General features: G+C 34.1%; 13 protein-coding genes. 11 read left to right on the plus strand and 2 right to left on the minus strand.

Annotated elements, in window-relative coordinates; all coding sequences use genetic code 11:
* Nucleotides 1–372 precede the first annotated feature (372 nt).
* From hslO to VXM77_RS00980, 4 genes are all read left to right on the plus strand, one after another.
* The gene (hslO, locus tag VXM77_RS00965; protein WP_262953706.1) at nt 373–1239 is read left to right on the plus strand and encodes an Hsp33 family molecular chaperone HslO; all 867 of its coding nucleotides are present in this window, start codon (nt 373–375) and stop codon (nt 1237–1239) included.
* Between the two features lie 16 nt (nt 1240–1255).
* Nucleotides 1256–1558, plus strand: a complete 303-nt coding sequence (locus VXM77_RS00970) for a CAAX protease family protein (protein ID WP_161832892.1) — start codon at nt 1256–1258, stop codon at nt 1556–1558.
* Between the two features lie 272 nt (nt 1559–1830).
* Nucleotides 1831–1959, plus strand: coding sequence for a hypothetical protein (locus VXM77_RS00975; RefSeq protein WP_255421510.1), 129 nt, complete (start codon nt 1831–1833; stop codon nt 1957–1959).
* Nucleotides 1928–3211 (plus strand): alkaline phosphatase family protein, encoded by a 1284-nt coding sequence (locus VXM77_RS00980; RefSeq protein WP_161832891.1) that lies wholly within the window; start codon nt 1928–1930, stop codon nt 3209–3211. The genes VXM77_RS00975 and VXM77_RS00980 overlap by 32 nt, the downstream gene beginning before the upstream one ends.
* Before the next feature lie 26 nt (nt 3212–3237).
* Here VXM77_RS00980 and VXM77_RS00985 read toward each other — a convergent pair whose 3' ends face one another.
* Entirely contained in the window at nt 3238–3606 is a 369-nt protein-coding gene (locus VXM77_RS00985; RefSeq protein WP_338506666.1) for an AraC family transcriptional regulator, read from the minus strand.
* A 181-nt stretch (nt 3607–3787) separates the two neighbouring features.
* Between VXM77_RS00985 and VXM77_RS00990 the strand changes: the two genes are divergently transcribed.
* The 6 genes from VXM77_RS00990 (at nt 3788) to VXM77_RS01015 (ending at nt 10277) form a co-directional block, all read left to right on the plus strand.
* Nucleotides 3788–4744, plus strand: a complete 957-nt coding sequence (locus tag VXM77_RS00990; protein ID WP_161832889.1) for an ABC transporter permease — start codon at nt 3788–3790, stop codon at nt 4742–4744.
* Entirely contained in the window at nt 4731–5681 is a 951-nt protein-coding gene (locus tag VXM77_RS00995; RefSeq protein WP_262951134.1) for an iron chelate uptake ABC transporter family permease subunit, read from the plus strand. The genes VXM77_RS00990 and VXM77_RS00995 overlap by 14 nt, the downstream gene beginning before the upstream one ends.
* Nucleotides 5678–6433 (plus strand): ATP-binding cassette domain-containing protein, encoded by a 756-nt coding sequence (locus VXM77_RS01000; RefSeq protein ID WP_338506668.1) that lies wholly within the window; start codon nt 5678–5680, stop codon nt 6431–6433. The genes VXM77_RS00995 and VXM77_RS01000 overlap by 4 nt, the downstream gene beginning before the upstream one ends.
* 36 nt (nt 6434–6469) lie before the next feature.
* Nucleotides 6470–7435 (plus strand): siderophore ABC transporter substrate-binding protein, encoded by a 966-nt coding sequence (locus VXM77_RS01005; RefSeq protein ID WP_161832886.1) that lies wholly within the window; start codon nt 6470–6472, stop codon nt 7433–7435.
* Nucleotides 7436–8013: 578 nt separating this feature from the next.
* Nucleotides 8014–9669, plus strand: a complete 1656-nt coding sequence (locus tag VXM77_RS01010) for a hypothetical protein (protein ID WP_161832885.1) — start codon at nt 8014–8016, stop codon at nt 9667–9669.
* Nucleotides 9670–9719: 50 nt separating this feature from the next.
* Complete coding sequence (locus tag VXM77_RS01015; RefSeq protein WP_262953703.1) at nt 9720–10277, plus strand: class D sortase; 558 nt, start codon at nt 9720–9722, stop codon at nt 10275–10277.
* 35 nt (nt 10278–10312) lie between these two features.
* On the opposite strand, the gene VXM77_RS01020 is transcribed toward VXM77_RS01015, so the two are convergent.
* A complete protein-coding gene (locus VXM77_RS01020) occupies nt 10313–10564 on the minus strand; it encodes a hypothetical protein (RefSeq protein ID WP_202618813.1) in 252 nt (83 codons plus the stop codon).
* A 152-nt stretch (nt 10565–10716) separates the two neighbouring features.
* Between VXM77_RS01020 and VXM77_RS01025 the strand changes: the two genes are divergently transcribed.
* Nucleotides 10717–11502, plus strand: coding sequence for a CpsB/CapC family capsule biosynthesis tyrosine phosphatase (locus tag VXM77_RS01025; RefSeq protein ID WP_161832882.1), 786 nt, complete (start codon nt 10717–10719; stop codon nt 11500–11502).
* Nucleotides 11503–11606: the final 104 nt, after the last annotated feature.

Below are 11606 nucleotides of genomic sequence, written 5' to 3' on the forward strand. Positions count from 1 at the left end.
TTTAGGCGTTGTGAATAGGGAACTAAGAGGGTTCGTCTCACCCTAAATAAGTATAATCTCACTCACCGGAAAGATAAGATATGAGCGGCACTAATGTATTAAAAATTTTAAGTATCACTTTTATTAGTCGTGTTTATTGTAAGTTTAAATTCGGGGTTTACTCATAGGGGAAACTCTTTTTCTTCAGATGTATTTGAGGAAAGGAATTATTAAATATCGTATAATAAGCATAATATAAGGGGAATAGCCTAGTTTTGATTAGGTGGAACATTAATTTAACTTTCCAAAATGATTTTCTTCATGTAAAATGGCTAATATAAGTTATATTTAAAAATTTCCTAAGCAATAATTATTGATCAGGAGGAATTGTCAATGAAAGATTATTTAGTTAAAGCATTAGCGTTTGACGATCAAATTCGTGCATTTGCTGTTAGTTCAACTCATTTAGTTGAAGAAGCACGTCGACGTCATGGATGTTGGCCAACTGCAGCAGCAGCGTTAGGAAGAACACTAACGGTTGGAGCAATGATGGGAAGCCAACTAAAAGGTGATGAAAAAATTACTATTCGTATTAACGGTAATGGACCGATTGGATCTATTATCGTAGACGCTGATTCAAAAGGTTGTGTAAGAGGATACGCATCTAACCCTGAGGTTCATTTTCAATACGATTCTGGAAAGTTAAATGTAGGAATGGCTGTTGGTACTGATGGGCAACTTTCAGTAACTAAGGATTTAGGGTTAAAAGATTATTTTACTGGGCAGGTTCCATTACAGACAGGAGAAATCGGTGACGATTTTACGTATTATTATGCAGTTTCAGAGCAGGTTCCTTCTGCAGTAGGGGTTGGTGTGCTTGTTGAACCAGATAATTCGGTTCGTGCGGCGGGAGGATTTATCCTTCAAGTCATGCCAGGGGCAACAGAAGAAACATTGACTAAATTAGAAACAGCATTGTCTACGATTAAACCAGTTTCTACAATGATTGATGAGGGATATACATCTGAAAAAATGTTAGAGGCTATATTTGGTGAGGAAGTTCGTATATTAGAACATCAAGAAGTTCGCTTTGAATGTAATTGCTCAAAGGAAAGATTTGAGAGTGGAATTATGAGTTTAGGGAATGATGAAATTCAGGCAATGATTGATGAAGATAATGGCGCTGAGGCTGTTTGCTACTTCTGTATGGAACGCCACCATTTTACGGCAGAGGAATTAGAAAAGTTAAAAACAAAATAATAAAGGATGAAATGTAATGGGGCAATACAATGAACCTGTAGAGGTTGTGGATGCAGAGATTATTAGTGATGGAAGTGATCATTCACAGAAAGATTATTGGCGTGACCAATTGAAAGAGGAATTAAGGGCAGAACTTCGAGAGGACTATCGTCATCAATTTCGAAAGGGCGCCTTAACAACTCTAGGTAAAAGCTACAATTTAGGAATGATGATTGCTGTCGTGGTTTCTTTTAATTCAAACCATTCTATTTTATGGGCGATTATTCACGGTTTATTAGGATGGTTTTATGTTATTTATAAAATCATGTTTGGATATTAATAAGAAAAGGAAGTCCCTTAATATTAGTTAAGGGGCTTCCTTTTACATAGGATATAAATCATTTATTAAATTTTTAAAATTTTTAGGCTCAGATAATTGGATATTACAGTCGGTGTTATTACTTGTTGATTGAGGTGTATCGTCTGATGCGTTGGTTAATAGACTGATAAGAATAAGTAATAGGGTGAATAATAGAAGAATAGTGTTCATGACCTTCAAAGGTATCTCCCCCATTCTAATCTTTCTATTTTAGTTTATGCAGGATGAGAGAGATGTGTGACGTTAAAGATTGGACAATTTTAAGTTTTTATGCCATTATTGTAGTTGAACAGATATTGTATAAAGCAACAGGAAAAGTGAGTGATTATAATGAAAAGAAGGTTATTGCTAATCTCATTTGACGCAATGATTGGAAAAGATATTGAAATATTAAAAAAACTACCTACTTTTTCTCCGATTTTAGAGAAAGCCTCTATTGTAAAATCGGTAGAGACAGTTTATCCTTCAATGACGTATACTGCACATGCGTCTATTGTTTCAGGAACATATCCACAAAAACATGGAGTTATTACTAATGAGGTGTTTACTCCGCTAGTTAAAAATGCACCATGGTATGAGCGACGCGATCAAAATAAAGCTCAGATTCTTCCGGAATTAGCCAATGAAAATGGATATAAAGTATTTATTAATAGTTGGCCAACTTTAATTGGTGCCGATGTGGATTATGTTGTTCAACGTGCCGGAATTCATTATCCAAAAGAAGAGCAAGAATTTGAAATCCGTAAAAATTCAAATGATGTGTTAACGCAGGAAATGTGGGATTATTGTGCGGAGGCTTGGACGTTACCAAATTATTATTCGACAGATAAGTTTTCAGCATTAGCCTCAAAATATGTGATTAATCGTTATCAACCTGAGGTTATCCTAATGCACATGACATTGCCGGATCACTATCGTCATTCATACGGTGTTTTTTCAGAAAAATTAGTAGATGCATATAAGTACTTGGATGACATGTTAGCGATTGTGGTAGATGAATTAAAGGCTCAAGGGGTTTATGAACAGACAACATTTGTATTCTGTTCCGATCATGGACAATTAGATATCGATATGAGTATAAATCCTAATAAATTACTAATTGAAAACGGATTATTAAGTTTAGATGAAAATGGTGATATTGTTGATTGGAAGGCATACATTCAATCAAGTGCCATCTCAGCCCATGTTTACCTAAAAGATAAGAATGATAAGGAATTAGAAGAGAAGGTCTATAGACTATTAAATGAGAATCGTGAGTTATTGCATATTGAACATATATTTACACGTGAACAAGTTAAAGAGACTTATCATTTAGACGGGGATTTTACATTCGTTTTAGAGGCGAAAGATGGGGCATCATTTGGTTTCAATCTCCAAGCTGACTATCAAAATCCAATTATGAATAACGATTACCGGGTAAGTCGTGGAACACACGGACATATTCCAAGCAAGGGAGAGCAACCGTGTTTAATTTTAAGCGGTCCTGGAATTATACCTAGAAAAGAAATTTCAGTTGCTAAAGTCGTTGATATTGCTCCAACATGTGCGGCAATTTTAGGATTTAAAATGAATGAGGCAGATGGTAGAATTCTGCGAGAACTTTTAATAGATTAATAAAAAGAGCGTAAACAAATGGATGTTTACGCTCTTTTATTTTGATGGGCGAGTCGTCTATATTCGAGTGGTGTCATTCCTGTTAACTTTTTAAATGACATATTAAAGTAATTCTGATTATTGAACCCTACGGTTAACGCAATTGTAAGTGTAGAAAGATTACTATTTGTTAAAAGGAGCTTGCTCTTTTCAACGCGAACTTCTCTGACTATTTGGGTGAATGTCATTCCTGTTTCCTTTTTTAGAACTGAGCAGAAGTAACATTTGTTTAAATTAAAGTGACGGGCAACATCGTCTAATTTTAACGTCGTGGAAAACCGTTTCTCTATGTACTGATACACTTGATGACCATATGTACTGTCTGTGCTATGATTAATTAACTCTGTATGATGCATGTTTAATCCCCCTAATAACGTCGATAAAATGTGATTGAAAAATAAAAGTTATAACTAGCGATTATGTATAAATAATGGTATACTATAAATAGATCTTTTGATAACGATTATCAATTTCAATGTGTGAATTATATCATAAAGGATATAAATAGTAAATGTTAATTTAGGAAGAGGGGAGTATATGAGGAAGAGGTATTTAATCATTTTATTAGGAGTGCTATCGGTTATTTCTGTTTTTATAGGTGCAAGCGACGTAACGTTATCCTCCATTTTGAACGGAGATTCTCAACAATTATATATCCTTTTTATTAGTCGTATTCCACGTCTATTGAGTGTTTGTGTGACCGGGGTTGGAATGGGGATTTGCGGTTTAATTATGCAACAATTAACAAGGAATAAGTTTGTTTCTCCGACAACGGCGGCTACAATGGATTTTGCTAAACTCGGAATGTTAATTGCGATGGTCTTTTTTGCCGGGGCATCACTGGTTCATAAAATGGTGTTTGCCTTTATTTGTTCATTGCTAGGGACATTTCTCTTTATGGGAATTATGAAGCAAGTAAAGTTCCGAAATTCCTTGTTTATTCCTTTAATCGGGATGATGCTTGGAAATGTTGTGAATTCAATTACTAGCTTTATTGCTTATCAGTTCGATTTAGTTCAAAATATTTCGTCTTGGGCTCAAGGGGATTTTACGAATATTATGAAAGGAAATTATGAACTGTTATATCTTAGTATTCCTTTGGTTTTTATTGCGTTTCTGTATGCCAATAAATTTACGATTGCAGGAATGGGAGAAGATTTTTCAGCAAATTTAGGTTTAAATCATAAGTGGGTAGTAAACGTTGGATTAACAATTATTGCTCTGATTACATCTGTGATTATTATTACGGTTGGATCGATCCCGTTTATTGGATTAATTGTTCCTAATGTGGTGTCGATGTATTTAGGAGATAATTTAAAACGTGGTCTCTGGCATACAGCTTTGATGGGAGCCTTATTTCTATTAGCCTGTGATGTGATTGGACGAATCGTTATATATCCATACGAAGTTTCTATCGGTTTAACCGTTGGGGTTATCGGAAGTATAATCTTCTTATACATGCTGATGAGGAGGGGTTCAAATGCGTCGGCATAAGGTATTGATTATTTTAATTGTTTTAGTTGTTGTTAGTAGTTTCTTGTTTTTGATGTATGGATTAAATCCAAACTCTTATCAATATGCTTTATCTTTAAGGGTACCGAAACTAATAGCTATTGCTCTCACGGGAAGTGGGATTGCACTTTCTTCAGTTATTTTTCAAACCGTAACGAATAACAGAATATTAACGCCAAGTGTATTGGGCTTAGATTCTTTATATAACTTGTTCCAAACGTTAATTGTTTTTGTTTTTGGGTCACTAAATATTGCACTTGCAGGGTCTAATATTAACTTTTTATTCTCTGCTGCATTGATGATTATTTTTTCATTATTCCTTTTTAAAATGATGTTTAAAAGAGAAGGGACGAACTTATTCTTTCTTTTAATGGTTGGAATGGTTTTCGGGACATTATTCAGTAGTCTGTCTTCTTTTATGCAAATGGTAATGGATCCGAATGAATTTCTCATTGTTCAAAATAAAATGTTTGCAAGTTTTAATAATGTTCAGTCTTCCCTGTTAATGATTTCAATTATTATAGTAAGTGTTGCAATTGGATGCATTTGTAAAGATTTTAAAAAGTTAGATGTTATGTCATTAGGAAAAGAGCAAGCCGTTAATCTTGGAATTAACTATGACTATATGGTAAAAAAAATCTTAATTATCGTGTCAATTCTAGTCTCTGTTTCTACTGCACTTGTAGGACCTATTACTTTTCTTGGTATCTTAGTAACCAACTTGGCTTATCAGTTGGTGAAGGATTATCGTCATAGCGTAATAGTTCCTACTGCTATTCTTTTAAGTTTAGCAGCGCTGATTGGTGGACAGTTTTTAGTGGAAAGAGTCTTTCACTTTAGTACAACGGTAGGGGTAATTATTAATTTTATAGGTGGTTTATATTTTATTTACATCTTATTAAAGGAGGAGCGTGCATGATTGAGGTTAAAGGAATTTCGAAAAAGTATAGCTCAAAGCCGGTTGTGAATGATGTTTCTTTTTGCATAAAAAAAGGAAAAATTACGTCATTTATTGGACCTAATGGGGCTGGGAAAAGTACGGTTCTTGGGATGATGAGTCGCCTACTCAAAATGGATGCGGGTGAAGTATTTATTGAAGGAAAAGAAATCTCCCATTGGAACACAAAGGAACTTTCTAAGGTAATAGGTATTTTAAAACAGAGTAATCATTTAAATGTCCGCTTAAGTGTAAGGGATTTAGTTTCATTTGGTCGCTTTCCACATAGCCAGGGTAATTTAACTCAGGAAGATATCAACAAAATTGATGAAGCGATTGATTATATGAAATTAGGAGATATCCAACATAAATTTTTGGATGAGTTGAGTGGTGGTCAGAGACAACGTGCATTCATTGGAATGGTTTTGGCACAAGATACGGATTATATCTTTTTAGATGAACCGTTGAATAATTTAGATATGAAGCATAGTGTGCAGATTATGAAAATATTACGCAAGATTACCGATGAATTAGGAAAAACAGTTGTTATGGTGATCCATGATATTAATTTTGCCTCTTGTTACTCTGATGAAATTATCGCTCTAAAGGAGGGTGAGGTTGTCATATCAGGAACTAGAGATGAAATTATGAAGGAATCGATATTAAGTAAGTTATATGAAATGGAATTTAATGTTCAAAAGATTAATAATAAAAAAATATGTGTTTATTATTAGTTTAAAATATATTAAGGAAAAGGTGGAAAATAAAAAATGAAGATTAGGCTTAAGAAGTTATTTATGAATGTTATTGCAGGAATAGGGGTTGTATCATTAGTGGCGTGCTCACAGCCCGTTGATCAAGAAGCAAAAGATCCTAAGGAAACTGAGAAACAAACAGTAGAAGTTACCCATGAGTACGGAAAGACGGTTGTTGAAAAAAATCCTAAAAACATCGTTGTATTTGATTTTGGTATTTTAGATGCGTTGGATTATATGGGGGTAGAAGTTAAAGGATTACCTAAATCGGGTGCTATTCCTAGTCATTTATCAAAATTTGAATCGGATGAATATGTGAATGTTGGAGGATTAAAGGAACCAGATTTAGAAAAAATCTATGAAATGAATCCAGGGTTAATTATTATCTCAGGGCGTCAGGCAGACTACTACGAAGAATTAAGCAAAATTGCGCCAACGCTTTACATGGGATTAGATAGTGAAGATTATTTAGCCTCTTTTGAAAAAAACATGAAGGTACTTGCCGATATTTTTGATAAAACAGATATTGTTGAAAAGGGATTAGCTGAGGTTAACGAAAAAATTGAGGATTTGAATAAGAAAGTAAGTGAGCAAGGATTAAATGCTTTAGTTGTTTTAACAAATGAGGGAGCAGTTAGTGCTTATGGTGCTAATTCACGCTTTGGAATGATTCATCAAAATTTCGGATTTAAAGAAGCAGATGAAAACTTAGGAGAATCTTCGACACATGGTTCAAAAGTATCTTTTGAATATATCTCAAATATAAATCCTAATTACTTATTTGTTATTGACCGAGGTGCTGTTGTTGGTGGAGATTCAAATGCCCAAGGTACACTTGATAATGAGTTAATTAATTCAACAAGTGCCGCTCAAAATAATAATATTGTTTATTTAGATGCTGCTATTTGGTACACAGCAACAGGTGGATTTAATTCAACAATTAAAATGGTAGATGAGGTATTAGGGGCAATCGAGAAGTAAATCAATAAGAGGTAGATTAAGATCTACCTCTTATTGATGTATATATAAAAAAATCACAAAGTTTTTGTTTTTTTTCACAATAATGAATATTTTTATAGTATAATATTAATTGTTAAGAATATTAGGGTAGTGTGAAAAATAGATTTATAAATATTATTGATATATGACTTTAAATAACTTATCACGATGATATTTATTTAATAAATTAGTTTTGTACTCCTCAAATAAAATAAAACTAACATTAAGCCCGTCAAATTTAAAATGACAAATCTAAAAGACACTAAAATCATAGCACTATCTATATAATTAAATTCTTAACCCCAAACCAGCGATCGCTGGTTTTTTTTAGTTTCTACTATTAGGATTAGAATCTAGATGAAGTAGGTTTATTAGCGGGATGATTGGTTAGGGATTAGTGTAGATTTTAAAAATGGATGTCAGATTTTTTTGTTAATTCTCTTATTTTAGATTTTTCAATTGGATGCGTAAATAATACTAAAGAAGAATTTACCTAAACTATGGTATTGGTGAATGCTCTTTGGTATAATAGGCTCATTATATGAGAGGGAGTGAGTTAAGTGAAGAGGTTAAAGAATATTTTAGTTACCGTTATCCCTTTGGTAATTTTATTTTTTATAGCGGACTATATCTTGCTAGTTCCTTTAAATGTTAAGTTTGAAGAGGGATTTAATTTATTTTTTGGTCTAGCTATTATTGTATGCATTGCATATTTTTACGAAGATGTTCGTTATATCTTTCAGGATGCGGTCAAGGGAAAACCGATTCATTTCCCGGGTAAAAAGGTTAAAGGATGTGTCATTCTGTTATTGCTCATTTATTTGGGATATCAGGTATCATCTCTGCCACTTTTTTTAAGTCAACAATATCGAAATCTGATTGGGGATATTGAGACGAAAGAGTTTGAACAGGAAATACCTGAAATGGATTTAAAAAAGATTCCTACTGTCGATGAGGCCTACGCTAGACGACTAGGGGATAAAAAGCTAGGCGAAGACGTCGGATTGGGATCACAGGTTTATGTAGGTGATTATACACTGATTAGTATAAAGGATTCTTTATACTGGGTTGCCCCGCTTGAACATATCGATATTATTAAATGGTTTACTAATAGAGAGGGAACACCAGGGTACATTATGGTTTCAGCTACAGATGCCCAAGATGTACGATTAGTACAAGAAGATTCAAAGGGAAATCCAATTAACTTGAAGTATCTACCTTCAGCCTATTTTAATCAAGATATACGTCGTAAAGTTTATTTTGAGGGGAATATGTTTAGTGGATTAACCGATTATTCATTTGAATTAGATGATAGTGGACGTCCATACTGGGTGGTGACTACTTACACCAAAAAGGTTGGAATTCATGGGGGATCAGATGCAACAGGGGTTGTTGTTGTAGATGCACAAACCGGTGAAACCAATAAATATTCTGTAGAAGATGCCCCAAAATGGATCGATCGAATTCAACCACAATCCTTTGTTATCAATCAAATAAATGACTGGGGATGGTACAAAAACGGCTTTATGAATACTTTATTTGCTAAAAAGGATATCATTCAAACGACGCCAGGAACTAATTACATGTTTATTGATGGTGAATGGTATTTTTATACAGGAATGACTTCATCGGGATCGGATGAATCAACAGTAGGGTTTATGTTATCTAACACTCGAACAAAGGAAACAACTTTCTATAAAATAGCAGGGGCAACTGAAACTGCTGCTATGAAATCCGCTGAAGGAAAGGTGCAACATTTAGGATATGAGGCTAGTTTTCCTGTCTTGTTAAATATTGAAAATGAGCCTACATATTTTACGACTTTAAAGGATAACCAGGGCTTGGTGAAACAATATGCTTTTGTTAATGTGAAAGATTATTCAAAGGTAGGGACAGGAGAAACTTTGGATGAGGCTAGAACGAACTATGCAAAATTAGTATTTGGAACTCAAGGAAGTTTATTAGACTCATCACTTGGAGAACATAAGACTATAGAAGCAACAATTGAGCGAATAGGGACAAGTCAAACGGATGGAAATACCTATTATACGATTCTTTTAAAGGAGCATCCTGAATTGTTATTAATGGGATCTGGAACGATATCGGCAGAACTTCCAATTAGTTATGAAGGCGATCCAGTAAAAATTGAGTATATTGATGGAAAGAATAAAACGAAGACTATTGTCACGTTTGACAATTTGAAGTTTAATCAATAATAAAAGAGAAACTTTTGTTTCTCTTTTATTATATAGAGGAGGGATGAGTATTGAGAAAATGGGTCTCTGCCGTACTCATAGTTGTGGGAACATTGTGTTGTGTATATGCTGTATATCCAATTTTAGAAGTTCATCAGGGGATAAACATGGCCTTAGACAAGTGGGAGGATGTCAAAGAGGATAAAACACCAGAAGAGGAAAAAGCGGAGCGCACGGATGGAATTATTGGAATTTTACAATTAGGTAATAATGAAAAAAAAATTCCCATCCATGTAGGAACAACTGATAAGGAATTAAGTCAGGGAATAGGGTTAGATGAATTAACGGTTCTTCCGGGTGCTATAGGAAACTCTGTTCTATATGGGCATAGGGAGAATGTGCTATGGGAATTAAAAGATATTGAGGTGGGTGACCACATTACGATTCAGGGGGTAGAGAGTACGTTGGTGTTTGAAGTTAAAGAAATTCAGATTGTGGATCCATACGATCCATATATTTATGAAAAGTCTCAGGAGCCGACCATTACACTTGTTACATGTTATCCTTTCATTTATATGGGACCTACGCCGCAACGCTTTGTTGTTAGAGCGCAATTGAAAAGCATATAAAATAAAAAAACATCGGGCGATATGACCCGATGTTTTTAATAATTAATTCCCGCGGGGACAATGTATTTATGATCGTCAGCAGAACAGGGCGTAACCGCGTATGTCATTTGGCAGTTCGGGCAGTTATCAACTAGTTTAGTCTTAGTATAACTCTTTCCACAGCTGCAATTAATGGTAGCGGGTTGAGGCATTTCTCGATCTGCAAATCCTTTCATTCTTACTTTATCTGCAACGGCCTGTCCATCCTTAAATTCACAACCACACTTCATATAAATCATTTCTTGCATAAATTTCAATCCTTTCCTAAATGGTATACTAATTTTATCAGATAAATAGAATAAAAAATATGATATAAGTCACATTTTAATGTAAAATCTAAAGGGGCTGATAACGGAAATGCTATAATAAAAAGTAATAGATAAAGGGAGGAGAAAATAAAATGATCGATCTTCATTGTCACATTTTACCGGGTATAGATGATGGTGCAAAAGATATGGATGAAACATTAGAAATGGCTCGGATTGCTACCAGTCAAGGAATAAAAAATATTATTTGTACCCCTCACTATATCCAATATAATGATTCATCTAATAAAAACCACTTAGAAGGATTAGTTCAAGAAGTGAATAAATGTCTATATAAAGAGGGAATTTTGTTAAACTTATCGGTTGGTCATGAAATTTATATTACCCCGGATCTGCCTAAACTAGTGCGAGAAGGTGAAGTTGCTACCTTAAATAACTCAAGATACATTTTAATTGAGTTTCCAATGAACGACATACCAATTTACGCAGAGGATGTTTTCTATGAATTAAGGTTGATGGGATTAGTACCAATCTTGGCACATCCTGAACGTTATCCAATGATAATGGAAAATCCGAATCTTCTATTAAAATTTTTAAATTTAGGAGTTTTGTGTCAGGCTAATGTAGGAAGTATTAGGGGGTTGTTTGGGGAACGAGTTCAAAAGACAGTTATGACGCTTATTGATCATAATATGATTCATTTTATTGCGACAGATGCCCATAGTACTAAACGTAGGTCGCCTAAAATTAAAGAGGCCTTAGAAGTAATTAAAGAGCATGATTTGCAATTAGTAGAGGAATTATTTTATGAGAATCCATTAAAAGTCTATCAAAATGAAGAAATTGATGCACCTAAGCCAAAAGAGGTAGTGAAAAAAGGATTTTTCTTTAATTTATTTTCAAAAAGGATACTGAAGTAAAGGGGGGGCCAAGAATCGGCCCCACATTAACTGAAAATTAATAAAAAAAACTTTTGACAATCTTGTGTCGGAATGATATTATAAATGAGTCGTCAAAAAGACGA

Origin of the sequence: Turicibacter sp. KK003 (assembly GCF_037014675.1) — a bacterium.
GTDB lineage: Bacteria > Bacillota_I > Bacilli_A > MOL361 > Turicibacteraceae > Turicibacter > Turicibacter faecis.

Excerpts from the sequence above, each read along its gene's own strand:
- VXM77_RS00985 (WP_338506666.1), bottom strand. The coding sequence starts at position 3,606 with ATGCATCATACAGAGTTAATTAATCATAGCACAGACAGTACATATGGT.
- VXM77_RS01025 (WP_161832882.1), top strand. The coding sequence starts at position 10,717 with ATGATCGATCTTCATTGTCACATTTTACCGGGTATAGATGATGGTGCA.
- VXM77_RS01020 (WP_202618813.1), bottom strand. The coding sequence starts at position 10,564 with ATGCAAGAAATGATTTATATGAAGTGTGGTTGTGAATTTAAGGATGGA.
- VXM77_RS01005 (WP_161832886.1), top strand. The coding sequence starts at position 6,470 with ATGAAGATTAGGCTTAAGAAGTTATTTATGAATGTTATTGCAGGAATA.
- VXM77_RS00970 (WP_161832892.1), top strand. The coding sequence starts at position 1,256 with ATGGGGCAATACAATGAACCTGTAGAGGTTGTGGATGCAGAGATTATT.
- VXM77_RS01000 (WP_338506668.1), top strand. The coding sequence starts at position 5,678 with ATGATTGAGGTTAAAGGAATTTCGAAAAAGTATAGCTCAAAGCCGGTT.
- VXM77_RS00980 (WP_161832891.1), top strand. The coding sequence starts at position 1,928 with ATGAAAAGAAGGTTATTGCTAATCTCATTTGACGCAATGATTGGAAAA.
- VXM77_RS00975 (WP_255421510.1), top strand. The coding sequence starts at position 1,831 with ATGTGTGACGTTAAAGATTGGACAATTTTAAGTTTTTATGCCATTATT.
- VXM77_RS00990 (WP_161832889.1), top strand. The coding sequence starts at position 3,788 with ATGAGGAAGAGGTATTTAATCATTTTATTAGGAGTGCTATCGGTTATT.
- hslO (WP_262953706.1), top strand. The coding sequence starts at position 373 with ATGAAAGATTATTTAGTTAAAGCATTAGCGTTTGACGATCAAATTCGT.
- VXM77_RS00995 (WP_262951134.1), top strand. The coding sequence starts at position 4,731 with ATGCGTCGGCATAAGGTATTGATTATTTTAATTGTTTTAGTTGTTGTT.